Source organism: Limosilactobacillus balticus, from assembly GCF_014145615.1.
Lineage (GTDB): Bacteria > Bacillota > Bacilli > Lactobacillales > Lactobacillaceae > Limosilactobacillus > Limosilactobacillus balticus.
This window is the reverse complement of sequence record NZ_JACIVH010000076.1, coordinates 70,626-93,023: the sequence shown is the minus strand read 5'-3', so window position 1 is coordinate 93,023 and position 22,398 is coordinate 70,626. Positions and strand designations below refer to the sequence as shown.

Genomic DNA, 22,398 nt, shown 5'->3' with positions numbered 1-22,398 from the left:
TATAGTTATATGTGTAGTTTATAAATTTATTTGACTCAGGAGGGATAAGAATGAAAAATAACCATCGGAAGGTTGTTTTAATCGGTGATGGTGCTGTGGGGTCTTCATTCGCTTATGCATTACTTCATCAAGGAATAGTGGGAGAGTTAGCAATAATAAATCATACTTTGTCGAAAGCAGAAGGAGATGCCCTAGATTTAGAAGATGCGATTCCATACTTAGAAAACATAAAGATTTATTCTGCTGCAACCTATAATACATGTAAAGATGCCGATATAGTAGTTATCTGTGCGGGAGCGCCACAAAAGCCAGGTGAAAGTAGGTTGCAACTTGTTACTAAAAATTTTAAGATCATTACTTCTATTACAGATAAAGTAATTGCAAGTGGATTTGATGGTATTTTTATTGTAGCTGCTAATCCCGTCGATATTATGTCTTATGCTGTTTTGAAGCAATCAGGTTTTACTCCAGAACGAGTTATAGGAACAGGAACTTCTTTAGATTCAGCTAGATTAAAAATCGCATTATCAAAAAAATTTGAAATAAATCCTAAGAATGTAGATATTAATATTTTAGGAGAGCATGGTGATTCTGAATTTGCTGCTTATTCAGCTGCTAAGATTGGAGGTATACCTTTATTAAAGCTAATTTCACAAAATGGATTGACTTTAACAGACTTATACAATATTGAAAAATCTGTTAGGGATAAAGCATATCAAATTATAGATAAAAAAGGTGCTACTTATTATGGCGTTGCAACGGCAATTATGAAAATAGTTAAAGCTATTTTAAGAAATGAACATGAAATGATAACAGTTGGGTGTTATTTAAATGGACAATATGGTTATAATGATGTTTTTGTTGGAACACCAGCCATTATGGGTACTAATGGTATAGAAAGGGTTATAGAAGTACCCTTAAATAGTACTGAGAAAAACGCAATGAGAAAAACTGTTGGCACCCTTAAAAAGACTACATTGAATGCACTGAATGATTTGAATCTGGATACTAAATAAAAAAGCTTCCTAAAATGATATACCCTTAAAGTTGAAACTTGTATATTCTTACTTTGAAATTGAATAAATCTTTTTCTAGGCAACTAGATTCTGCTCATATTACAGTGGAGTTTAGTTGCCTAGTTTTATCTGAATATGGCGTTCATTATAAAAGTGAATCCGTTTGTTAATTGCTTGGCTTAATTCCTCTTGACTTATGTGACATACTTTATTAACTTATCCTTTTTGAAGCAGCTTTCGCCAAGCTCGATGTTGAGAATGCCATTCTCGATCAGTGTGAAGATGATAACCAGTAGATGTAACTATTTAGCTAATTGCTGAAGTGAGTTTAAATCAAGTTGAGCGATTCCATATTTAATTCTTATAGCAGCTAAGCTAGCTGTCCCGTCGGCATACTCTTCAACAGCTTTAATCTTAGTATTAACACTAATTTTGGTCATAAAATACCCTCAGAGCTGATTTTCAACTCTGGGAATACGGTTAAATAGAAGCTTTTTTATTTAGTGCTTGATTGTTTTACTTTATTTAAATAACGATAAATTGTTGGTATTGAACTATCAAGATATTCGGCAATGACTTTAATAGAGTCTTTTAGTAAGAAATAGCCTTCTTCATATAAATCTTTAATAAGTTCAATCTTTTGTTCTTGTTGAAAATATTTAACAGTGATACCAAGTTCTTTTTCTTTTCTTTGCACAGCATTATTAGCTAAAGAATTTACAGAATTATTGAAGTTTTCAGAGACAGTAGTTGGCTGTGGATTATTTGAATTATGATTTTTAAATTCTCCAATAGGTGCTGTCTTAACTTCAAATAATTTTCTGAACTCATCTATTTGCTTAGCGAGCTTTTCTAAAGGTTCTTGATCAATATTTATACAAAGCATCCCTACAACTTTTTTTTGCTTTCTAATAAAGAAAGTAGAAGCTCTTATATGAGGATGAATTTTAGATTTGCCAGAATAATTAGCAATATAATTTGTGTCATCACCAATTCCGTCTTTCATTATTTTTAAAACGAAATTTGAAGCAGGATCTCCAATTTTACGATTAGTTATTGTTGGGTTCTTAATATAGACAACTGCGTGATCTAAATCAGTGACATCATTTAAAACGACCTCACTATTGGGACCCAATATATCAGCTATAAAATCAGCTAGTGGAATATATCTTTTTATATAGTCTTTAATCTTCTCGTTCGACATGATTGATACTTCTTTCTTTAAATTAAAAAATATTTTATGATTAACAACTTAAAAATGATGGGGGGGGGGGAGCCATCATCCTATCTGACAAAAAATATATTAATATATGAAATTAAATTAATTAATTTTAGCTCTTTTTAATAAAAAAAGCAATTTCTATAACTGAAAATTATCACTTCGATAAATCGTTATGGATAATAAAAAATTATTTGAAAAAACTTTAACAAGAAAATGTTTATTGCCTCAAATACGATGTATTGCACGATATTAAGCTATTATCATGTGTGAGAATAAAAATTATATGTGATTAAATTTTATTAACAGCGTTTACAAGTTCACAACAACACGATATACTATTATCGTAATAATAATTTATTATCATTCTGGATTGAGACGTCACCGGTAATTAATTATTAATAAAAAATAAAGAAGGTTAAGCATATGTTATCTATTCTTATAGGTGTTGTAATGCTCTTCCTGGTTATTGCTGCAATGAGTTTGTTTACGTTTAAGGCTCCTCACGGTAAACAATCAGTAAGTGCATTATCAGGTGCTGCATGTGCCACATTCTTGCCACAAGCATTTCTTAGTTACGCAATTGGTGAGGTCTTCCATGTTCAATTTGCTGAACAAGTTGGTAATATCATGGGATCGATGGGTGGCTTGGCTGCTGGAGCGTTAGTACCATTAGCTTTTGGTATTAGTCCCGTTTTTTCAATGATTATTGGTATTTCTTTAATTAAATTTAAATTACTTCCTGCATTTATTGCTGCATATTTGATTTCTTTTCTTGTTAAAGAAATCGAAAAACGTGTTACCGGTGGACTTGATTTGATTGTAGTTATCTTAATTGCTCCATTACTTGCTAATGGAATTGCAATTTTAATTCAACCAGGAGTTATGGCAATTCTGCAAGTAATCGGAGGATCAATAAAACAAGCAGAAAACAGTAATCCATGGGTAATGGGAGCTATCTTAGGAGGAATCATTCCGTTAGTCGGAATGACTCCATTATCTTCGATGGTATTGACTAGCTTGATTAATTTACTAGGTGTTCCAATGGCTATTGGGGCTTTGGGATGTACAGGTAATTCATTCTTGAATTTCTCATTTTTCAGATTGATGAAATTTGGTGATAGAGCGACTACAATTGCTGTCACTATTGAACCTTTAACACAATTAGATATAATTTCTGCTAATCCAATTCCGATTTTTCTAACTAATTTGGTTGCAGGAGCAGTTAATGGAATTATAGTCACGGCCTTTGGATTAGTAGTTCGAGTTACTGGAATGGCTACCCCTTGGGCTGGACTAATTGTTGTGTTTGGAATGAACCCATGGTTGAAGACATTAGAAGCAGTAATTTTAATTCTTATAAATAGTACTATTTGGGCTTATATCGGTCACTGGGTATTTAGAAACTTCAAAATTCATACCGTTTCTGAAATTCGTAAAGGTGACATTGTTAAAGAAAGATAATGCTTTTATTACTGATTGTTTTAGATGATAGAAAAGAGGACTAAAAAATGAGTGCAAATTATAGAAGCGTTTTTGATATTATTGGCCCTATTATGATCGGACCATCTAGTTCACATACAGCGGGAGCTGTAGCAATTGGTCAAGCAGGAAATAAATTGTTTGGGGAAACTCCTAAGAAAGTTACTGTTCATTATTATGGATCATTTGCTCAAACTCATAGAGGACATGGTACAGATTATGCCATTGCAGCCGGAGTAATGGGCTTTGCTACAGACGATCCACGTGTGCCTAATGCTCCTGAAATTGCTAAAGAAAATGGAATAGATATTCGGTTTGTTGAAGAACCTGGAGAAAGTCCTATCCATCACCCTAATACAGCAGTCTTAGAGATGAGTGCACCGGGTAAAAAGGCTAGAATTTCAGGATGCTCAATTGGTGGTGGTGCAATCGAAATTAGAGATTTTGTATTACATGATGTTGAAGTTAAACCATCTGGTCCATTGCCGATTATTATTTTTGTAGATAAAGAAAAGAAACATGAGAATGCTATTCCTGTTACTACTGAACTTGAAAAGGTTGCTCCATTTAGTCGTAAACAAGTGTTACAGGGAGAAGACTGTGATATATATGAATACGATATAAAAAACTATATACAAGATAAAGTAGTTAAAGAATTAAAAGAAAAATTTGAAAATATTATTTGCTTATAAGGTTAATTGGGGAGTGTTCACGATGTATGACAGTATCAAAGAGATTGTAAAAGATTCAATGGACTCAGGAAAACCTATTTCGGAATTAATCATTGAGCAAGAATGTAATTTATCAGGTTTGCCACGTCATGAAGTTTGGGATAAAATGAAGCGTAATTTACAAACGATGCGTGCTGCTGTAAAAAAAGGCTCAGAAGGGGAGGGAGTATTTTCAAAAACAGGATTAACGGGAGGAGAAGCCGTTAAAATTAAAGAGTATCGCAAAAAACATCGTTCGCTTTCTGGTGATTCCATGATGGAAGCAATTCAAGATGCTATTGCTACAAATGAAGTCAATGCATCTATGGGCATAGTCTGTGCTACACCAACAGCCGGCTCTGCAGGAACTTTACCTGGTATTATTTTCATGCTTGAAAATCGATTGAAATTAGATGAAGAACAAATGGTTCGGTTTTTATTTACTGCAGGTGGCCTAGGTATGGTAATAGCAAATCACGCTGGGATAGCCGGTGCGACTGGTGGATGTCAGGCAGAAGTTGGAAGTGCTTCTGCGATGGGTGCAGCCGCGGCGGTAGAAGTTGCTGGTGGCACAGCGGAGCAAAGTTCTCAAGCGCTTGCTATGGCGATTGCAAATCTCCTAGGATTAGTTTGTGATCCCATTGCAGGGCTTGTTGAAGTTCCTTGTGTTAAGCGAAATGCAATTGGTGCAGGTAATGCATTGCTTTCTGCAGATATGGCATTAGCAGGTTGCGTAAGCGTTATTCCAGCTGATGAATGTATTGAAGCGTTAGATAAAGTAGGTCATGGACTTCCGGAAACATTAAGGGAGACAGGACTTGGCGGCTTAGCGGGAACTCCTACAGGCCAAGCAATACGTGCAAAAATATTTGGTGATAATGCTTAATTTAAGTAGGTAAGACTTATGAGAGACAAACAATCAATTAAAGATGATATTGTCCAACAATTAGCAACAGTCATTGATCCCGAACTTCATATTGATATTGTTAATTTGGGTCTTGTTTATACAATTGATCTCGATAATGATGGAATATGTTTGATTGAAATGACGCTAACGACAATGGGATGCCCGTTAACAAATGTGTTGGCTGAGATGGTAGTTAAAGCGGTAAAAGAGGTTCCAGAGGTAAAAAATGTTGATGTAGAATTTGTCTGGGAACCTGCTTGGACGATTGACCGCATGAGCCGCTTTGCTAAATTGTCGTTAGGGGTTCATTAATATTTAGATAATTGGATATGGGAAAAATAAAGGCTTTTCATAACGGAAAGTCTTTTATTTTTGCCTTTGTAAAACCAGATTCGTGCAAAAAATATAAAGTTTTTGAAAAAAATTTAAAAAGAGTGGAAAAAAGGTAGTAAAGTTATTTATTATAATAGGTAGTTATTTAGACAAGGAGCATGCTTATGGCGAGTGTAGAAACTAATAGTGATTCACTTGATGTTACTCAAGTCATCAATCAACAAATTATTACGAAAATAAAGTATTTGCGACGCTTTAATGATGCGATCTCAAACCATCGTGATCGGGAAATTTACCAATTGCTAGATAACCAGCGCTATGCTAAAGAGATTGAACATCGGGAACAACAACCAAATGATAAAGGTGTAATGAACCTAGTCGATGATTTGGCTGATCAATTAAGTAATTACCTTAGTGAAAACTTAATTAAATATTTGGGTAAAACCTACCCCTTCTTTTATTATGAAGAATACCAAACTGGCCACTACCGGATTTATTTTGGTAACTGGTGGGATCGACGTCAATTTGGTGAATTAGACGTTTTAAATGTCCGCTTTTCTTTTGACCAAACGGAATATGATAAATTACGGACAGCTTTTGAACTGGCACGTGACAATAAACGTTACAATAGTGAGCGTATTAGTAAAATTTCTAGTGAAAATGACCGTCTTCAAGATTTAATTGATCATCAACGAGAACGTGAGGAGCGAAAGGAAGCTCTTCAAGAACAGTTAAAAGAGATTAGTTCACGTTCTGGTATTTGGGAATCAAGCCGGAACAAGGAGAGTCGCCAGGAACTGGTTGAACAATTACAAAAGTTAGAGGATCAAGAAGAAGAGTCTCGTAATGCAGCCCAAACTATTAAGGATAATGAACGGGTTGTCTTGTCCTTATCAAAAGAGAATACAATTTTGAGTTACGAACAAAAGAGTATTATCGATACTTTTGGCAGCTTTGAAGATTTCGAATTAGCTAATCGCAATTTATATGCTAATTATTTAGCTAGTTTAAATGAATCAGAAGGAAAGCAGGTGGACGACGATGAGCAATAATCGAATCGTGACTTCTCCTAGTGAACGGGTCCAGGCTCTTTCTGATTCATTTAAAGATGTTTTAAGTCTTGGACAAAAGTATGTTGACCTCCTAGATCAGTTAGCTCAGACCAAGGATGCTAAGAATTTGCTATCAGCCACTAATAAACTAGCAAAAATGGATTTGGCGAACGCGTTTATTAATTTTCCACCACACTATAAAGCGGCTGATTATTATCTGATTTTTATGGATCGCCTATTAAAAATGCATGGTGATGTAGCTGTTAATGTTGCAGAAAATGAATTAAGCCATGAGTTTGAAGCAACTGTTGCGGCTATTGGCAGTGAAGCTGTTTTTAAATTTGAGGTCGATAGTCGTGGTGAGGCTGCTTTTACAGAGCAAAGTCAGCATGAACCACTTTTCTACCTAAGTTTAGAAGATAAATTAATGCAATTTAATAACCGCGCATTGGTAAATTATTTTATCGTTTATGCGCTTAAACATCATACTGACCTTGAATTACGTGATGCGGTTAAACCTTTGATTGATTTTGCTAAATACTTGCAAAAAGATCTTGATTTCACGATTGATCTAGGTATTTTAGCAACTGCTAATGATCGTCGCTTCATGTTGAATAAGCCTGAACTTCCATTAACAGTAATTGACCGCTTATTTGTTGCAACTGCTGATGAAGATTACATGTTGATAAATTTGCCACGGAACAATGGGGCTGAGTTACTATTAGATCAGGGTACAAAACTTGACATTGCTTTTGATCCGGATGATTATAGTCAAGAGTGGGCCTTCTTAGTTAAAGATTCTGATGAGCAAATTTCATTCTTTGATGTATTGCTTCATTACGACCTAGTTCGCGAATGGTATTTAGCAAACCGTTCTGCCCTGGCCGTGAGAACAGATCATATGGAGATTATTGATGAAGAATCACAAGCCACAGCAGAGATAGCAGAAGTTGACTCTCCAGAAGAAGCATCATCGACTGAATCATCAGAAGATCCAACTTCAAATGAGGAAGAATAAGTAGCAGATTTTATTGTGGAGGCATAGCAATGTTAGATATTACTAAAATGCTTCATCAAATTATCGATTTGGAATTAAAAATTGATGATGAAAAGGAATTAATGATTGGGCCAGAAACAAGAAAGCAAACAATTTTTGTTGACCTTGATATTTCGTTATCAAATATGGCTGAAGCAGCAGGGTGGTATAAGGTAGTTAATCCTAGTGAAGCAGACAAAGAAGATTTGCTAAAATCATATGTTGAATCAGTAGCGCTACTCTTATTGTATAGTGCAAAGATGCAATGGACACACTTGGTTGTACTCGATGATCAAGCCTGGCAACGGATTACGGAGGCGAAAAGATCTACAAAGTTAGCAGACCTTAATAAATCGTATTTGGCAATCAAACACTTTTTGAGTAATGCCTATTTTAATCATCAACAGGAAAGTTTCCGGCACGCTTGGCATCTTTTGCTAAAAATGGGAATTAGCGATTGGCAATTAACGCCTGATCAGATTTCCGATGCTTACCAAGCAATGATTGATCAATATTAGAATAAAAAAAGCGAGAGGTCGAGGAATTTTTCCTCGGCCTCTCGTGTTGAACGGAATATAAGATTAAGCTTTTCGATCTCGTAGGCGATTGGTAGTTGCACTATGTTTTCCAGTTTCTTGGTTACTAAGACTGCCAAACATAAATTCACCAATTACCGACGCAACCAAAATTAAAACAATAATAAAAAATGGTAGCATAATAATCACCTCAAAAAGCAATCTCTATATTCATTATTATGAAAAATGTTTATTTTTGCAACAAAAGTGTAACATATGAGGGTGTATTTAAGAAATACTTAAAAAATGAAAGTGAAAGATTAGAAAATTATCTGTAAGTTTATATTTGAGTAACTAAAAAGAGGATAGGAAACAAAAGTGTTTCCTATCCTCTTTTTACAAATAACGTTTATATGGAGCGAGCGAGACTTGAACTCGCAACCCTCGGTTTAGAAGACCGATGCTCTATCCAGTTGAGCTACCGCTCCAAACAGATTTAAGTATATAATTTTCACTACAAAGTTGTCAATGGTAATAATCTAATATAATTATTTTATTAAGATAAAACCGGCACTTTCGTTGACAAAACGCTTTCATGGCAACTATACTTTAAAACAGTAGAAGTACGAAAGTAGAAAGGACTTAAGCTGTATGATGGAAGGATGATGGTTAAATGGCTGCTAATAAGACAGACCCGCGTGTAATTAAAACACGTAATAGTCTGCGTAAAGCTCTTGTATATCTGATGAGACGTGAAAAGCTTGAAGATATTAGCGTCCAAAAGATTACTGAAACTGCCAACATCACCCGGGGAACTTTCTATCTTCACTATAAGGATAAACAAGATTTTATTCAGTCAGCAATCCAAGAGATTATTGACGATTTCTTTAACCAAGTAATGATTGATAGTAATTTTTCGAAAGAACGGACGGTAAAGGTGTTTTCACTCCGCAAAGCGTTTCAGTATATCGAAAATAACGCCGATATTTTTGATGTTCTATTAAATAATGAAAAGAATAACTTCTTTTATGAACAACTTTACAATCGGTTAGCAAATGAGATGACACACTTTAATGAGCAAGTGAACAAGAACCAACAGTTGAAAGTCCCGCTTAATTTGCAGATTTCCTTTATTGATTCAGCATTTCTTGGCTTGGTAAGTCGATGGCTAGAAGATGGCATGATTTATACTCCACGTTACATGACACAAAGCGTGGCAAAAATGTTGGATCATTTTAGTGGCGAAAATGTTTCTTTGGTTAATTTTTTTGATGGTGAATTAGAAGGAACTTTAGAAAAAATTTAGTAGCTACTACAAGATAAAGAGGCTTTGAAAAATTATCTTTTCAGAGTCTCTTTTTAGTTATAAAAGTATAGATTGTGGTTGACGAAGAGGATAATATTTGATATTATACAAACGTTGTATTTGTGAACCAACAACTACAACCGCACGTTATTAAGTCTAAAGCTTATTTAGCTGCTTAGTACGGCGAGTCTGAGATATTAAGGAGGTGCACAAAGTATGTACGCAATTATCGTTACTGGTGGTAAGCAATACAAGGTAGAAGAAGGTGCTTCTATCTATGTTGAAAAGCTTGATGCTAAGGAAGGTGACAAGGTAACTTTTGACCAAGTTATCTTTGTCGGTGGAGACGACACAAAGATCGGTACTCCTGTAGTTGATGGTGCTTCTGTTGAAGGTACTGTTGACAAGCAAGGTAAGGAAAAGAAGGTTGTTACCTTTAAGTACAAGCCTAAGAAGCACACTCACACTAAGCAAGGTCACCGTCAACCTTACACTAAGGTTACTATCAACAAGATCAACGCTTAATGTGGAGGTGAGATCATGATTCGAGCACAGTTTACTTTAGATTCGAATCAGCGGATCACTTCTTTTAAAATGACTGGGCATGCTGACTCTGGTCCATATGGGCAAGATATTGTTTGTGCTGCAGTTTCTGCATTATCTATTTCAACGGTGAACGGACTTGAACAAGTTGTTCATACGAAGCCTCATCTTAAACAAGATAATGCTAATGGTGGCTTTCTTGAAGTTACAGAATTGGATCTTGGTCATGATAGTCAGATTCTTCTCAAAACTTTGTTAAATGGATTATGTGATATCCAGGAAAGTTATCCACAAAACATTGAAGTAAAAATGTTTGATTAAAGTTCATTGCTGGAGGTGAACAACTATGATTATGGATTTGCAATTCTTCTCCCACCACAAGGGGGGTGGTTCCACTGCTAACGGTCGGAACTCAGCTGGTCGTCGTCTTGGTACTAAGGCTGCTGATGGTTCAATCGTAACTGCTGGATCAATCATCTACCGTCAACGTGGTACTCACATCAACCCAGGTGAAAACGTGGGTCGTGGTGGAGACGATACATTATACGCTAAGGTAGCCGGTGTTGTTAAGTTTGAACGCATGGGTCGCAGTAAGCGTAAGGTATCAGTTTACCCAATCGCTGAATAGTAATAAAAAGACTACTTTTCTACATGAAATAGTAGTCTTTTTATTTTTTAAATAATTTTTCGTGCTTCATTGTATGTTAATCTATAATATAAGAATATAATTAACTGATATGTTGAAGGGAGTATAACGTTTAATGACGATTGTTGATAAAGCTAAAGAAGTCCAAGAAAAAATTATTGCTGCATGCAAGCGAAGCGGTCGAGACCCTCAAGGCGTTCAATTGTTACCAGTTAGCAAAAATCATCCAGCAGCAGATATTGCAGAGCTTCACAAAGCAGGATGGGACAATTTTGGTGAGAATTATGTTCAAGAATTGGATAAAAAGCATGGTGGATTACCAGCAGACATTAACTGGTATATGATTGGCCACCTTCAACGTAATAAGGTTAAATACATTGCTAATTACGTTACAATGATTCAATCGGTTGACTCCCTTAAATTAATGAATACGATCGAAAAAGAAGGAAGAAAGCACGATCGAATAATCCCGATTTTAATTGAAGTTAATGTTGGGGAAGAAGAGAGTAAATTTGGGGTTAAGCCAACTTTGCAAGATTGCATGGAATTAGCTGAGGCAAGTCTTAAATTGCCACATATAAAGTTACGGGGCTTAATGACTAGTGCTCCTTATTATGATGATCCAGAAAAAACACGGCCGATTTTTCGCCGATTACGCGAATTGCGGGATGAGATGAATAAGCAAAATGATCAATTAAAGTTAGATGTCCTTAGCATGGGGATGACCCATGATTATGAGATAGCGGTAGAAGAAGGTTCAACTTGTGTGCGAGTTGGGACAGCTATCTTTGGTCCTCGTGATTACTCTAACCGCCAGTATTAAAGGAAATATGCTATGTCTAGAATTAAACGTCTACAGAAAAAATTTGAAAAATTATATATCGATGCATTTTTGGTAACGAATGAAAAAAATATTTATTATCTTACTGGCTTTAATCTTATGGAAGGTGATGGATGCCTCTTAATAACAAAAGATAATGCGATTATTATTACTGATGACCGGTACCAACTTGCATTAGAAGAATTTGAAAATGATGAGGTTGTGGGAATGATTACCCGTGACTATTACGGTTCACTCAATAAAATATGTCAGGGGATGAAAGTGACTGTTCTTGGATATGAAGATACAGTTACTTACGCCTTATTTGATGTGCTTGATGAGCAGATGACGACAGATCTCGTTCCTTTTCACCAACAAATTGAACGGATGCGAATGATTAAAGATAGTGATGAAGTAAATGCCTTGCGTGCTTCTGCGGACCTCCATTCAGCAGGATACCAGTATCTTTTAGAAAATGTTCATGCCGGGATGACAGAGCGCCATGTTGCGAACTTGCTTGATTTTTGGATGAAGGAGCATGGAGCAAGCGGGGCCTCTTTTCCAACAATTATTGCTAGTGGTAAAAATGCAGCCAAACCGCATGCTACAGTTTCAAAAAAAGTGATTGAAGATGGCGATGTTGTTACTGTAGATTTTGGTTACTATGTTAATGGCTATACGGCCGACATGACCAGAACGTTTGCAGTTGGTTCGATTGATCCAGAATTACGTGATGTTTATCAGATCGTCAATGAGGCTCGTGAAGCTGTAATTCAAGCTGCTCATGTTGGTCAACGAGGAGACCAACTTGACTTTGCAGGACGACAAATAATTGAAACAGCAGGTTATGGCGATGAATTCAATCATGGAATGGGGCATGGAATAGGCTTATCGGTTCATGAATTACCTGCTAGCTATGGTCCTAGTACTAAAAATGTTAAATTACGAAATAATGAAGTTATCACTGTTGAACCTGGTATCTATATTCCTGAAATTGGCGGAGTCCGGATAGAAGATGATATCTTGATTACTCACGGTGGAGTCAAGGTATTGACGAAGGCGCCTACTGACCTAATAATTGTTGGAAAATAAGATGCAACTAGCGACTCTGTATAATAATATTAATCAACAGGGGATGTCGGCAATTAGAAGTCATCAAGAACAGCTAGATAGTAACTTACTAAATCCTGATAAAGATATGCGGCGAGGACTGACGCTTACTGCTTCACTTCCTGCGCATGTTAGCCGTAATATTATGTTTTGCCTGCAAAAATTGGCTGCAATTGAACCTAACCAATATTTCTATCCTCCTGCTGACCTGCATATTACGATTATTGACCTTATTGCAGCCAGTTCAGATTTTTCGCTCTCAACATTTGAAGAGGAAAAATATAAAAACGTAGTAGGGCAGATTATTTCACAAGTAGGGCCGATTCACTGGCAGTTGGCAGGAATGATCACTAGTTCAGGAGCGCTTCTTGTAAAAGGGTATTATTCAGCCGAATTATCAACTTTACGGGAGACACTTAGGAAAGAACTGCCGTTACATGACTTGTTGCTAAAAGAACGATATCCAACAATTTCAGGACATGTGACGGTTGCACGGTATACTAGTCCTATTCAGCAGGCAGACCGTTTCTTGAAGACGTTGGAAGAATTTAAATCAATTAATTTCGGACAATTTACCGCATCTAGTCTCGATTTAGTCGTTCATGATTGGTATAATCATAATTCGCAGTTAATTTCTAAATTGTCGCTACGTTCCTAATTGACCAAGTTGTTGCAATTTGTTCGAACATAGTGCAGAATAGAAATGATTACTATAATTAAGAGAAGAAATAAATTGGAGGGCTGACGATGGCTGAAGAATCAAAGATTGTTTTAAGTAGTGAAGACAAGTCACTCGGGACAATTCAAATTTCGCCACGAGTTTTAGAAATTATTGCGGGGATTGCCGCAAGTGAAATCGATGGTGTTTCAAAGATGTATGGTTCATTTGCAAATAGCGTAAGTGAACTTTTGGGACGCTCTGATCGCCGGCGTGGGGTAAAGCTTTCCAGCAATGATGAAAAATTATCACTTGATGTGGATGTTTATGTTGAATATGGTGTCTCTGTTCCTAAAGTAGCGGCAATGATTCAAGATAAGGTCAAACAACAAATCACATTAATGACTGACCTAAAAGTAAAAGAGGTTAATGTTCATATTAAGGGAATCGTAACATCTAAAGAAGACCAACAAGTAGACCCTGATGACTTGTTTGGCGAACATCTTAATGACGAGGCTGGTGAATAAAATGAGTTTGAACCGACACATGATTCGTGAGGAGGCTTTCCAAGTTCTCTTTGCTTTGCAATCAGATCCTGAAGCTGATATTCAAACCGTGTATGAGGCAATTCCTCATCATGACGAAAAGCAAATTCCTCCTTATTTACTGACTTTGGTAAATGGGGTGCGGGAACATCAAGATCAGCTTGACGAACAAATCAATGATCTTTTGGCAAGCGGATGGACCATCAACCGTTTAGCAAAACCAGATCTAGTGATTTTGCGGCTTGCTTTATTTGAAATTCAATACGCTGAAAATGTTCCAACAGTAGTAGCGATTAACGAAGCATTGGAACTTACGAAAACATTCAGCAGCGATAAGTCACGTAAATTTATCAATGGAGCCCTTGGTAAATTTGAAAAACAAGTCAACGAAAATAATTAATCTTACTGTTAACAATAATTCTGGGGTGGAAAAGATGAAGCGATAAACTTCTGATTCCACTCCTTTTTTGCTTAGGCGCAATATTATTATGGTAGAATATAAAATGGAAATTTAACGAGGAGGAATCATTGTGACAACAATTATTGATGGTAAGGCCCTTGCTAAAAAAATCAATGCCCAGACCCAAGAACTGGTAGCACAGTTAAGAGAAAAGCAAAATATAATCCCGGGAATTGCAGTCGTAATTGCTGGTGATGATGCAGCGAGTTTAATCTATACCCGAAATAAACATAATAAGGCTATTAAGTTAGGAATCAATTCAATTTTAAAAAAATTCCCTGCTAATGTTAGCCAGGATGAGCTGCTTACTGAAATTGAAAAGTTGAATAATGATGACACAATTGATGCCATCCTTGTTCAACAACCTCTTCCTCCTCAATTGGATCCAGAAGTAATTACTAATGCTATCGTACCAGCGAAGGATGTTGATGGTCTTAATCCCTTAAACTTAGGAAAATTATTTGCTAATCAGCATGGTAATTATCCCGTAGCTTGTACACCTCGCGGAATCATGCGAATGTTAGCAGAATATAATATTGATTTACAAGGGAAAAATGCGGTCATTGTTGGCCGGAGTATTTTAGTTGGCAAGCCTCTTTTAGCTCTTTTAAATAATGCTAACGCAACTGTGACGATGGCTGGCAGAAATACTCGTGATCTTTCTGCTTTAACGAAAACAGCAGATATTTTAATTGTGGCTACTGGTGTGCCTCACCTTATCAAGGCGACAGATGTAAAACCAGGAGCAGTAGTAATCGATGTGGGGATTAATCGTTTAAGTGATGGTAAATTGACAGGGGATGTTGACTTTGAAGCGGTAAAGGCAAAAGCTCAGGCAATCACTCCTGTTCCAGGTGGCGTAGGACCGATGACAATTGCAACGTTGATGGAGCAAACAGTTGATTTAGCGCAGTGGAGGCATCATGGATAGAAGCCAGTATTTAACAGTTAGTGAATTAACTAAGTATTTGAAAATGAAATTTGACCGGGATCCCTACTTACATACGGTCTATTTAACCGGTGAGCTTTCTAATTTTCGTTTACGGCAAAAGCATCAGTATTTTAGTTTAAAAGACGATAATGCCGTGATTGATGCTGTAATGTTTGAACATCAATTTCGGAAAATTAAATTTACTCCCGAACAGGGGATGAAGGTTTGTGTAGTCGGTCATGTAAGCTTATATGAAAAAAGTGGTCGCTACCAGATTTATATTGACCGGATGGAGCCAGATGGTCTGGGATCTTTATACTTAGCTTTTGAGCAACTAAAAAAGAAATTGAGCGCTGAAGGCTTATTTAACTTGCCTAAAAAACAGATTCCAATGTTTCCGAAACGAATTGCAGTTGTTACTAGTATTGATGGGGCGGTTATCCGGGATATTAATACGACTGTTCGACGACGTTATCCAATTGCCCAAGTTGTTTTATACCCCACTGTTGTTCAAGGGGATAAGGCAGCAGCAGATATTGCTAGGCAAATTAACCGTGCCAATGACCGCGGGGATTTTGACACCCTTATTATCGGTCGTGGTGGGGGATCAATGGAAGACTTATGGCCTTTTAATGAAGAAGTGGTTGCCCGTGCAATTGCCAATAGCAAAATTCCGGTAATTTCATCTGTTGGTCACGAGACAGATACAACAATTGCCGACCTTGTAGCCGATCAACGCGCTGCCACCCCCACTGCCGCTGCTGAGTTAGCAACACCGGTAAAATTAAACGATGTGTTACTGACAATTAAAGATGATCAGAATCGGTTATTAAATACGATGCGGACCAAAATTAATTTTGACCGCCAACAATTGAATAAGCAGTTGCAAAGCTATATTTTTCAGCAACCGACAAGACTATATGAAAACTATGCACAAAAGGTTGACCAATTAACTCAACAGCTTGGTCAAACAGCGCAAAATAAAATGCAAGAAATGCGGATGAATGTAGAAAGGTTAAGCGGGCGTTTAATGGCGGCGTCTCCACTGCACCGGGTTCAACAACAAGAACAGTTAGTTAAGCAGTTACAAAAACAATTAGTTACAGCCTCACTTGCAAACCAAAATGAGAAGAAACAACAAGTGACAAGTCTTATTAAACAATTAGATTCGCTGAGCCCCCTTAAAATTATGAGTCGGGGATATACGTATGTAACAAGTGATGAAAAAGTTGTTAATCATGCCAGTCAATTAACTGTTGGGCAAAATGTTCACCTGCATTTTGATGACGGGGAAGTTCAAGCAGAAATAAAAAAGGTAAAGGAGCACTAAGATGGCAACAGAAAAACTAACATTTGAAGAACAACTAGCGCAACTACAACAGATCGTTAACCGCCTTGAACAAGGGAACGTTCCACTAGAAGAAGCCCTTCAACAATTTCAAGAAGGGATCAAGCTTTCTAAGGAATTACAAACGAAACTAACAAATGCCGAAAAGACACTTGGTCATCTAATTGACGATAATGGTGATGAAAAAGTCTACGAAAAACAAACTGATGACCCAAGTAACAACGGTGGCGGTAACCGTGGATTTGGTAGCGCTGACGAACAATAAGCAACGGAGTAAAAAAGATGAGTACACCACTGCCGATTTTGAAAGAACAGATTGAAGATTATCTCAGCCAGTCATTGGCTGCAGATGTTGATCAAGCAACATTAAAAAATTCAATGACTTATTCCCTAATGGCTGGCGGTAAGCGGCTGCGTCCGGCATTGACGCTTGCAACGATTGAGATGCTAGGGGGCACGCTTAATGATGATATGCTTCGCGCAGCATCTGCGTTGGAATTGCTTCATACATATTCATTAATTCACGATGACCTTCCAGCAATGGACAATGATGATCTACGCCGTGGAAAGCCAACTAATCACTGTAAATTTGGCGCGGGAATGGCAACTTTAGCAGGAGATGGATTATTGACGTTGGCCTTTCAGTGGGTTACCGATAACCGTCTTCCAGCTAATGTTCGGAGCCGGTTGACCCTTGAACTTGCAAAAGCTGCGGGACCCTCTGGAATGGTTGCCGGCCAAGCACGGGATATTGAAGGTGAACACCAACATTTGAATTTAAACCAGTTAAGGTATTTACACCGCCAAAAAACGGGGGCATTAATTCGCTATGCTGTTTTGGCAGGTGGGATTATGATGGATCAATCTGCTGAAATTAAACAAGAACTAGCAACATTTGGTGAAAATTATGGGTTAGCATTTCAGATCTATGATGACTTAATGGATGTCCTCAGTACTACTGAAGAGATGGGGAAAGTTGTCCATAAAGATGCTGATGAGCAGAAGAATACTTATCCAGGATTACTTGGCGTAGATGGCGCAAAGGAGCAGTTACAGATAGCTTTAACGGCTGCTGGTCAAAATCAAAAGAATCTTGAAAAACTTACTGGTAAGTCATTTGCTGGCTATGATGACTTTTTAGCATATTTTAAATAAGGAAAGAGCTTATGAAAAAAGAACGTGTAGATGTATTATTAGTTCAACAAGGGCTGTTTGACTCTCGCGAACAAGCAAAGCGGGCAGTGATGGCAGGAGAAATTCTTGGTAAAAATAATGAACGATTAGATAAACCGGGACAAAAAATTCCGATTACCACAACCCTTCACATGAAAGGTCATAAAATGCCATACGTTAGTCGCGGCGGTTTGAAACTAGCGAAAGCATTAAAGGTTTTTGATATTTCAGTTAAGGATAAAACGGTTTTAGATATTGGATCATCAACTGGTGGCTTTACTGATGTAATGTTACAAAATGGAGCGAAGTTAAGCTATGCGCTTGATGTGGGAACTAATCAATTAGTTTGGCAATTACGGGAAGATCCCCGGGTAGTTGTTATGGAGCAAACTAATTTCCGTTATAGTAAGTTAGCAGACTTTACCAGTGGTCAACCAGAATTTGCTTCGATTGATGTTTCGTTTATTTCCCTTCGTTTAATCTTGCCACCATTGGCCCAGATATTGAAAATGGGTGGTGAAGTAGTAGCTCTAATTAAGCCACAATTCGAAGCTGGGAAAGAACATGTTGGCAAAAATGGAATAATCCATGACCACAAAGTCCATCGGGCAGTTTTGGAAGAAGTGCTAACGTTTGCCCGGGAAGATCATTTTGACATCCTTGGATTAGACTACTCACCAATCAAAGGGGGACAAGGAAATATGGAATTCTTGGTTCACCTGCGCTTAAGTGAAAATCCTGGTACTCTTGCTAAAGAAGTAGATATCGATAAGGTTATTGCAGCCGCTGATAGTGATTTAAATCATAAGGAATAAATAAAGGTGACTTAATTCATGAAAAAAGCAGAACGACAACAAAAAATTCGGGAAATCATTACTAATGAGAGCATTGAGCGGCAGGAAGATCTTGTTGAGCGCCTGCGTGAAATGGGATTGACAGTTACTCAAGCGACTATTTCGCGAGACATTAAAGAAATGCAACTGATAAAGATTCCTGCTGATAATGGAGGCTATCGTTATGGCTTGCCGGCATATCATCATCAAGGACATGAAAATCAATTAGCCCAGACCCTTCAAGATAGCTTGGAACAATTAAAACGCAATGACTGTTTCTTAGCATTAACAGTTCATCCCGGGAATGGTCCGGTAGTAGCTACTTTAATTCGCAAGATGGATTTTCCAGCGGTTTTCACGACAATTGGTGATGATGGGAATGTTCTTGTAGTCTGTATGTCTCCAGAAGCGGCAATTAAATTAGAAGAAAAGCTTAATGCAATGCTCGACTAGGCGAGGTGAAAATTTTTGTTACAAGAATTGACAATTGATAATTTAGCAATTATTAAGCACTTAACCTTAACTTTTGCTGATCAAATGACTGTTCTAACGGGGGAAACTGGTGCCGGAAAGTCAATTATTATTGATGCAGTTGGCTTATTAGCCGGTGGTCGTGGTTCTCAGGAATTTATTCGTCGTGGAGAAGAAAAATTAAGTCTTCAGGGGCAATTTGCGATTCCTGCTGATCTTGAATTTGATAAACTACTTGAATCACTAGGAATTGATCATGAAGATGGTATTTTAATCGTCTCCCGTGAAATTCATCGTAATGGTCGCAATATTATTCGTGTCAATGGCCAACTAATTAATACGGCAACTCTTCGTAAAATTGGTGCAGGATTAGTTGATATTCAAGGACAAAATGAGCATCAACAATTAATGCAGCCCGAGACTCATTTAGGGATGCTTGACCAATTTGCGGCTAAAGAAGTTCAGCCGTTACTTCAAAAATACCAGGAAGAATATCAAGCCTATTCTAAACTAAAAGCTGCGGTAAATAAGAAGCAAGCGAATGAGCAACAATGGGCGCAGCGATTGGACATGCTTCGGTACCAAGTTAATGAAATTGCAGAAGCTAATCTGAAAGAAAATGAAGAAGATGAATTAATTAGTGAACGTGATCGATTGGAACACTTTCAACAAATTAATAATGCTCTTCAACTAGCTGTAACGACCTTTAATGAAGGTGAGCAGACGCCAGTTTTAGATCAAGTTGCCACGGTGATGGACTCGATTAATGCAATTGCTGAATTTGATGATGCTTATGATAACCTTAGCAAGGCTCTTAATGATGCTTATTATGCACTTCAAGATGTGGCGAATGAAGCTAGTCAGCAATTAGACATGCTTGAGTTTGATGATGAACGGTTGGCCCAAATTGAGCAACGGTTAACTACTATTGGTGATCTTGAACATAAGTATGGCGATACGTTGACAGATGTTTTGAAGTATTATGAAAAAATCAAAAAAGAGCTCGATTCGATGGAAGCCGCGGCTGATTCCAGCAGTGATTTAGAACAGCGATTAGCAGAAGCCGAAAATAGGATTCGGGAAACCGGTCGTAAGTTGAGTCAGGTAAGGCAAAAAGCTGCTCATGAACTCGGAAAAAAAGTTCATCAGCAGCTTAAAGAGCTTTACATGGAAAAAGCAGAATTTGAAGTGCACTTTGCCAATCAAAGTCGGGAACAGTTTATGCCGACGGGAATTGATCAGGTTGAATTTTATATTCGGACTAATCCAGGAGAAGCGATGGGACCATTAGCAAAGATTGCTTCTGGTGGTGAATTATCACGGGTAATGTTGGCCTTGAAGACAATCTTTGCGCAAAAGGAAGGCGTTACTAGTATCATTTTTGATGAAGTTGATACTGGAGTGAGCGGACGAGTTGCCCAAGCGATTGCTGATAAGATTCGCTTGATTGCTCAACATTCGCAGGTTTTATGTATCACGCACTTGCCACAAGTTGCAGCAGTTGCGCAACATCATTTTCTGATTAAAAAATCTGTTCATGATGATCGAACAACTACCAGAGTTACACCATTAAAAGAAGACGACCGAGTCGAAGAACTTGCGCGAATGCTCTCGGGTGAAAAGATTACTCAATTGACAAAAGAGCATGCCCAAGAATTACTTAAGATGGCAAAATAAAAAAGGAAAGTGGAAATAACCTTCTCGACAAGGCAGTTGGCTAAGCTAGAACGATAGTTAGCGTTCTATTTTAGAATCGAGCCTTGTGGTGACGCGAAGCTAGTTCCACGTTATCTTGCTACTATTCGGTAAATAAAGAGAGGATGAGGAAAAACAAAAGTTTTTTCTCATCCTCTCTTTAAATCGAATCTAATATTATAAATTTGCAATGTACCTAATTTGATCAAAGTTAACAACATAACTCACGTTTTGATTCGTAATAAGGTATCGATTACTATTTGCCAACTGAGCAATGTTACCAGTAACATTTACGGGATAGCCATCATTGTTGATCGGCATTAGCTGAAACGTTGCTTTAATCTTATCTTTGATGGCTCGTTTTAAAAATAATTGTCGTTGTTTAGCGGGTTGGGGAGTGAGCAACCCTGCTTGCTGATCGTCAGCAGGTGCTTCTTCGAAAAGATGACGAAGTTTATCACTAATAATTTGTGGCGTAAATTTAAAAATAGACTTTTGTTCAATTTGCATAATCGCGCCTCCGAACATTCGTTTGATTATAGTATACGAACATACATTCAGAAATGCAAGCAAAAAGCTCAATAATTTTTTGTTATTTAGGTGCTTGATTTCAGTGCTAATCTAGTGCATTATAGTATTAATACGATTAAATAAATAGGAGCGTTATAATGGCAAATCGTGGAATGTTAATTGTTCTTTCAGGTCCTTCCGGGGTTGGGAAGGGAACTGTTCGAAAAGCTATCTTTGATTCAAATGATAATGATTTTCAATATTCAATTTCGATGACGACTCGAAAGCCCCGTCCTGGAGAAGTTAATGGTGTTGATTATTTCTTTGTAAGCAAAGAAGAATTTGAACACCAAATTCAAACTGGTGGGATGTTAGAATATGCTAAGTATGTTGACAACTATTACGGTACCCCATTAAAATATGTTAATGAGACCTTGGATTCAGGGAAAGATGTTTTCCTTGAGATTGAAGTTAACGGAGCAATGCAAGTACGGTCTAAGTGCCCAGATGGTGTGTTTATTTTCTTAACCCCTCCTGATTTGGATGAATTAAAACAACGGTTGATTCACCGGGGAACTGATAGTATGGAAGTCATTAATAAGCGAATTCATAAAGCATTCGGCGAAATTCAAATGATGCAAAACTATGATTATGCAGTGGTTAATGACGAAGTACCAAATGCAGTTGAGAAGATTAAAGATATTATTCGTACTGAACGGCTTCGTGTTACCCGCGTAATGCCACGTTATCTTGAAATGTTAGGAGATGCCGAAAAATGATCCTTTTTCCATCAGTTGATGAATTATTAAAACATATTGATTCTCGTTATTCCTTGGTTATGCTTGCTAGTAAGCGTGCCAACGAATTAGATGCAGGCGCTGCCCCCTTGCTTGAGCATTATGATTCAAGCAAGTCAGTTGGGAAGGCCCTTGAAGAGATTTTGGCTGGAAAAGTTACGATTGATCCTGATCATACTGAAGACTTACAGGATTAAAAATAAGGTTGATAAAAATATAAGGGACTAGGGCATGATTGTCACTGGCCCCTTTTTTGCTTCTAAAAATGCTATAATCAATTAA

Annotated in this window: 29 protein-coding genes, 1 tRNA gene, 1 pseudogene and 1 other annotated feature; of the genes and pseudogenes, 26 read left to right on the top strand and 5 right to left on the bottom strand. The window is 37.3% G+C overall.

Going from position 1 to position 22,398, the window contains the following annotated elements:
• The first annotated feature begins 50 nt into the window (after positions 1-50).
• Entirely contained in the window at positions 51-1,016 is a 966-nt protein-coding gene (locus H5S10_RS09950) for an L-lactate dehydrogenase (RefSeq protein WP_182589431.1), read from the top strand.
• Between the two features lie 332 nt (positions 1,017-1,348).
• On the opposite strand, the pseudogene H5S10_RS10605 reads toward H5S10_RS09950, so the two are convergent.
• Together H5S10_RS10605 and H5S10_RS09940 are read right to left on the bottom strand one after the other, a co-directional pair.
• Positions 1,349-1,456 (bottom strand): annotated as a pseudogene (locus tag H5S10_RS10605) (helix-turn-helix domain-containing protein); the annotation flags it as partial.
• Positions 1,457-1,512: 56 nt separating this feature from the next.
• The gene (locus H5S10_RS09940) at positions 1,513-2,220 is read right to left on the bottom strand and encodes a helix-turn-helix transcriptional regulator (RefSeq protein WP_182589429.1); all 708 of its coding nucleotides are present in this window, start codon (positions 2,218-2,220) and stop codon (positions 1,513-1,515) included.
• Between the two features lie 441 nt (positions 2,221-2,661).
• Here H5S10_RS09940 and H5S10_RS09935 point away from each other — a divergent pair, with 441 nt between their 5' ends.
• From H5S10_RS09935 to H5S10_RS09905, 7 genes are all read left to right on the top strand, one after another.
• Positions 2,662-3,699, top strand: coding sequence for a PTS sugar transporter subunit IIC (locus H5S10_RS09935; RefSeq protein WP_052040484.1), 1,038 nt, complete (start codon positions 2,662-2,664; stop codon positions 3,697-3,699).
• Between the two features lie 47 nt (positions 3,700-3,746).
• A complete protein-coding gene (locus H5S10_RS09930; RefSeq protein WP_035156897.1) occupies positions 3,747-4,409 on the top strand; it encodes a serine dehydratase beta chain in 663 nt (220 codons plus the stop codon).
• A gap of 22 nt (positions 4,410-4,431) precedes the next feature.
• The gene (sdaAA, locus tag H5S10_RS09925; RefSeq protein WP_035156895.1) at positions 4,432-5,313 is read left to right on the top strand and encodes an L-serine ammonia-lyase, iron-sulfur-dependent, subunit alpha; all 882 of its coding nucleotides are present in this window, start codon (positions 4,432-4,434) and stop codon (positions 5,311-5,313) included.
• A gap of 18 nt (positions 5,314-5,331) precedes the next feature.
• A complete protein-coding gene (locus tag H5S10_RS09920; RefSeq protein WP_035156894.1) occupies positions 5,332-5,646 on the top strand; it encodes a metal-sulfur cluster assembly factor in 315 nt (104 codons plus the stop codon).
• Positions 5,647-5,831: 185 nt separating this feature from the next.
• Positions 5,832-6,719: an exonuclease SbcC gene (locus tag H5S10_RS09915; RefSeq protein WP_182589428.1), complete on the top strand. Its 888-nt coding sequence runs from the start codon at positions 5,832-5,834 to the stop codon at positions 6,717-6,719.
• A complete protein-coding gene (locus H5S10_RS09910) occupies positions 6,709-7,737 on the top strand; it encodes a hypothetical protein (RefSeq protein ID WP_035156892.1) in 1,029 nt (342 codons plus the stop codon). The genes H5S10_RS09915 and H5S10_RS09910 overlap by 11 nt, the downstream gene beginning before the upstream one ends.
• A 29-nt stretch (positions 7,738-7,766) precedes the next feature.
• Positions 7,767-8,273, top strand: a complete 507-nt coding sequence (locus H5S10_RS09905; RefSeq protein WP_182586932.1) for a hypothetical protein — start codon at positions 7,767-7,769, stop codon at positions 8,271-8,273.
• A gap of 63 nt (positions 8,274-8,336) precedes the next feature.
• Here H5S10_RS09905 and H5S10_RS10450 read toward each other — a convergent pair whose 3' ends face one another.
• Positions 8,337-8,471, bottom strand: a complete 135-nt coding sequence (locus H5S10_RS10450; RefSeq protein WP_259409267.1) for a hypothetical protein — start codon at positions 8,469-8,471, stop codon at positions 8,337-8,339.
• A 213-nt stretch (positions 8,472-8,684) separates the two neighbouring features.
• Positions 8,685-8,758 (bottom strand) — tRNA-Arg (locus H5S10_RS09900).
• A gap of 185 nt (positions 8,759-8,943) precedes the next feature.
• On the opposite strand from H5S10_RS09900, the gene H5S10_RS09895 reads away from it, so the two are divergent.
• From H5S10_RS09895 to recN, 16 genes are all read left to right on the top strand, one after another.
• Entirely contained in the window at positions 8,944-9,576 is a 633-nt protein-coding gene (locus H5S10_RS09895; protein WP_182587630.1) for a TetR/AcrR family transcriptional regulator, read from the top strand.
• Between the two features lie 128 nt (positions 9,577-9,704).
• Positions 9,705-9,777: a sequence feature (ribosomal protein L21 leader region), on the top strand.
• Positions 9,778-9,792: 15 nt separating this feature from the next.
• Positions 9,793-10,101, top strand: a complete 309-nt coding sequence (rplU, locus tag H5S10_RS09890) for a 50S ribosomal protein L21 (RefSeq protein ID WP_003664009.1) — start codon at positions 9,793-9,795, stop codon at positions 10,099-10,101.
• A 15-nt stretch (positions 10,102-10,116) separates the two neighbouring features.
• Entirely contained in the window at positions 10,117-10,440 is a 324-nt protein-coding gene (locus H5S10_RS09885) for a ribosomal-processing cysteine protease Prp (protein ID WP_003664008.1), read from the top strand.
• A gap of 25 nt (positions 10,441-10,465) precedes the next feature.
• Positions 10,466-10,747: a 50S ribosomal protein L27 gene (rpmA, locus tag H5S10_RS09880; protein ID WP_019252495.1), complete on the top strand. Its 282-nt coding sequence runs from the start codon at positions 10,466-10,468 to the stop codon at positions 10,745-10,747.
• A gap of 133 nt (positions 10,748-10,880) precedes the next feature.
• Positions 10,881-11,588, top strand: a complete 708-nt coding sequence (locus H5S10_RS09875) for a YggS family pyridoxal phosphate-dependent enzyme (RefSeq protein ID WP_182589427.1) — start codon at positions 10,881-10,883, stop codon at positions 11,586-11,588.
• Positions 11,589-11,600: 12 nt separating this feature from the next.
• The gene (locus H5S10_RS09870; RefSeq protein ID WP_182589426.1) at positions 11,601-12,677 is read left to right on the top strand and encodes a M24 family metallopeptidase; all 1,077 of its coding nucleotides are present in this window, start codon (positions 11,601-11,603) and stop codon (positions 12,675-12,677) included.
• Position 12,678: 1 nt separating this feature from the next.
• Positions 12,679-13,353 (top strand): 2'-5' RNA ligase family protein, encoded by a 675-nt coding sequence (locus H5S10_RS09865; protein ID WP_182589425.1) that lies wholly within the window; start codon positions 12,679-12,681, stop codon positions 13,351-13,353.
• An 89-nt stretch (positions 13,354-13,442) separates the two neighbouring features.
• On the top strand, positions 13,443-13,880 hold the full coding sequence (locus H5S10_RS09860; protein WP_065867462.1) for an Asp23/Gls24 family envelope stress response protein: 438 nt from the start codon (positions 13,443-13,445) through the stop codon (positions 13,878-13,880).
• 1 nt (position 13,881) lies between these two features.
• Positions 13,882-14,298, top strand: coding sequence for a transcription antitermination factor NusB (gene nusB, locus H5S10_RS09855; RefSeq protein ID WP_003663865.1), 417 nt, complete (start codon positions 13,882-13,884; stop codon positions 14,296-14,298).
• A gap of 130 nt (positions 14,299-14,428) precedes the next feature.
• Positions 14,429-15,289 (top strand): bifunctional 5,10-methylenetetrahydrofolate dehydrogenase/5,10-methenyltetrahydrofolate cyclohydrolase, encoded by an 861-nt coding sequence (locus H5S10_RS09850; RefSeq protein ID WP_182587617.1) that lies wholly within the window; start codon positions 14,429-14,431, stop codon positions 15,287-15,289.
• Entirely contained in the window at positions 15,282-16,619 is a 1,338-nt protein-coding gene (gene xseA / locus H5S10_RS09845) for an exodeoxyribonuclease VII large subunit (RefSeq protein WP_182587614.1), read from the top strand. The genes H5S10_RS09850 and xseA overlap by 8 nt, the downstream gene beginning before the upstream one ends.
• 1 nt (position 16,620) lies before the next feature.
• Entirely contained in the window at positions 16,621-16,902 is a 282-nt protein-coding gene (locus tag H5S10_RS09840; RefSeq protein ID WP_182577904.1) for an exodeoxyribonuclease VII small subunit, read from the top strand.
• A 17-nt stretch (positions 16,903-16,919) separates the two neighbouring features.
• Positions 16,920-17,792: a polyprenyl synthetase family protein gene (locus H5S10_RS09835; protein WP_182587611.1), complete on the top strand. Its 873-nt coding sequence runs from the start codon at positions 16,920-16,922 to the stop codon at positions 17,790-17,792.
• Between the two features lie 11 nt (positions 17,793-17,803).
• Complete coding sequence (locus H5S10_RS09830) at positions 17,804-18,625, top strand: TlyA family RNA methyltransferase (RefSeq protein ID WP_182587609.1); 822 nt, start codon at positions 17,804-17,806, stop codon at positions 18,623-18,625.
• A gap of 18 nt (positions 18,626-18,643) precedes the next feature.
• Positions 18,644-19,096: an arginine repressor gene (locus tag H5S10_RS09825; protein ID WP_182589424.1), complete on the top strand. Its 453-nt coding sequence runs from the start codon at positions 18,644-18,646 to the stop codon at positions 19,094-19,096.
• A 15-nt stretch (positions 19,097-19,111) separates the two neighbouring features.
• Positions 19,112-20,791 (top strand): DNA repair protein RecN, encoded by a 1,680-nt coding sequence (gene recN / locus H5S10_RS09820; protein ID WP_182589423.1) that lies wholly within the window; start codon positions 19,112-19,114, stop codon positions 20,789-20,791.
• A gap of 195 nt (positions 20,792-20,986) precedes the next feature.
• Here recN and H5S10_RS09815 read toward each other — a convergent pair whose 3' ends face one another.
• Positions 20,987-21,337 carry a hypothetical protein gene (locus H5S10_RS09815; protein ID WP_019253997.1) on the bottom strand — a complete coding sequence of 117 codons (351 nt, stop codon included), beginning with the start codon at positions 21,335-21,337 and terminating at the stop codon, positions 20,987-20,989.
• A gap of 140 nt (positions 21,338-21,477) precedes the next feature.
• Between H5S10_RS09815 and gmk the strand changes: the two genes are divergently transcribed.
• Both gmk and rpoZ read left to right on the top strand, forming a co-directional pair.
• Complete coding sequence (gene gmk / locus H5S10_RS09810; protein ID WP_003663856.1) at positions 21,478-22,098, top strand: guanylate kinase; 621 nt, start codon at positions 21,478-21,480, stop codon at positions 22,096-22,098.
• On the top strand, positions 22,095-22,313 hold the full coding sequence (gene rpoZ / locus H5S10_RS09805) for a DNA-directed RNA polymerase subunit omega (protein WP_003663855.1): 219 nt from the start codon (positions 22,095-22,097) through the stop codon (positions 22,311-22,313). The genes gmk and rpoZ overlap by 4 nt, the downstream gene beginning before the upstream one ends.
• The last annotated feature ends 85 nt before the right edge of the window (positions 22,314-22,398 follow it).

Bases quoted from the DNA above. Each gene is read 5' to 3' on its own strand.
- H5S10_RS09935 (WP_052040484.1), top strand. From the start codon at position 2,662: ATGTTATCTATTCTTATAGGTGTTGTAATGCTCTTCCTGGTTATTGCT.
- H5S10_RS09910 (WP_035156892.1), top strand. From the start codon at position 6,709: ATGAGCAATAATCGAATCGTGACTTCTCCTAGTGAACGGGTCCAGGCT.
- H5S10_RS09920 (WP_035156894.1), top strand. From the start codon at position 5,332: ATGAGAGACAAACAATCAATTAAAGATGATATTGTCCAACAATTAGCA.
- H5S10_RS09865 (WP_182589425.1), top strand. From the start codon at position 12,679: ATGCAACTAGCGACTCTGTATAATAATATTAATCAACAGGGGATGTCG.
- sdaAA (WP_035156895.1), top strand. From the start codon at position 4,432: ATGTATGACAGTATCAAAGAGATTGTAAAAGATTCAATGGACTCAGGA.
- H5S10_RS09860 (WP_065867462.1), top strand. From the start codon at position 13,443: ATGGCTGAAGAATCAAAGATTGTTTTAAGTAGTGAAGACAAGTCACTC.
- H5S10_RS09825 (WP_182589424.1), top strand. From the start codon at position 18,644: ATGAAAAAAGCAGAACGACAACAAAAAATTCGGGAAATCATTACTAAT.
- H5S10_RS09930 (WP_035156897.1), top strand. From the start codon at position 3,747: ATGAGTGCAAATTATAGAAGCGTTTTTGATATTATTGGCCCTATTATG.
- H5S10_RS09895 (WP_182587630.1), top strand. From the start codon at position 8,944: ATGGCTGCTAATAAGACAGACCCGCGTGTAATTAAAACACGTAATAGT.
- rplU (WP_003664009.1), top strand. From the start codon at position 9,793: ATGTACGCAATTATCGTTACTGGTGGTAAGCAATACAAGGTAGAAGAA.
- H5S10_RS09870 (WP_182589426.1), top strand. From the start codon at position 11,601: ATGTCTAGAATTAAACGTCTACAGAAAAAATTTGAAAAATTATATATC.
- rpoZ (WP_003663855.1), top strand. From the start codon at position 22,095: ATGATCCTTTTTCCATCAGTTGATGAATTATTAAAACATATTGATTCT.
- nusB (WP_003663865.1), top strand. From the start codon at position 13,882: ATGAGTTTGAACCGACACATGATTCGTGAGGAGGCTTTCCAAGTTCTC.
- H5S10_RS09915 (WP_182589428.1), top strand. From the start codon at position 5,832: ATGGCGAGTGTAGAAACTAATAGTGATTCACTTGATGTTACTCAAGTC.
- H5S10_RS09840 (WP_182577904.1), top strand. From the start codon at position 16,621: ATGGCAACAGAAAAACTAACATTTGAAGAACAACTAGCGCAACTACAA.
- H5S10_RS09950 (WP_182589431.1), top strand. From the start codon at position 51: ATGAAAAATAACCATCGGAAGGTTGTTTTAATCGGTGATGGTGCTGTG.
- H5S10_RS09940 (WP_182589429.1), bottom strand. From the start codon at position 2,220: ATGTCGAACGAGAAGATTAAAGACTATATAAAAAGATATATTCCACTA.
- gmk (WP_003663856.1), top strand. From the start codon at position 21,478: ATGGCAAATCGTGGAATGTTAATTGTTCTTTCAGGTCCTTCCGGGGTT.
- xseA (WP_182587614.1), top strand. From the start codon at position 15,282: ATGGATAGAAGCCAGTATTTAACAGTTAGTGAATTAACTAAGTATTTG.
- H5S10_RS09815 (WP_019253997.1), bottom strand. From the start codon at position 21,337: ATGTTCGGAGGCGCGATTATGCAAATTGAACAAAAGTCTATTTTTAAA.
- H5S10_RS09835 (WP_182587611.1), top strand. From the start codon at position 16,920: ATGAGTACACCACTGCCGATTTTGAAAGAACAGATTGAAGATTATCTC.
- H5S10_RS09875 (WP_182589427.1), top strand. From the start codon at position 10,881: ATGACGATTGTTGATAAAGCTAAAGAAGTCCAAGAAAAAATTATTGCT.
- H5S10_RS09905 (WP_182586932.1), top strand. From the start codon at position 7,767: ATGTTAGATATTACTAAAATGCTTCATCAAATTATCGATTTGGAATTA.
- rpmA (WP_019252495.1), top strand. From the start codon at position 10,466: ATGATTATGGATTTGCAATTCTTCTCCCACCACAAGGGGGGTGGTTCC.
- H5S10_RS09885 (WP_003664008.1), top strand. From the start codon at position 10,117: ATGATTCGAGCACAGTTTACTTTAGATTCGAATCAGCGGATCACTTCT.
- H5S10_RS10450 (WP_259409267.1), bottom strand. From the start codon at position 8,471: ATGCTACCATTTTTTATTATTGTTTTAATTTTGGTTGCGTCGGTAATT.
- H5S10_RS09830 (WP_182587609.1), top strand. From the start codon at position 17,804: ATGAAAAAAGAACGTGTAGATGTATTATTAGTTCAACAAGGGCTGTTT.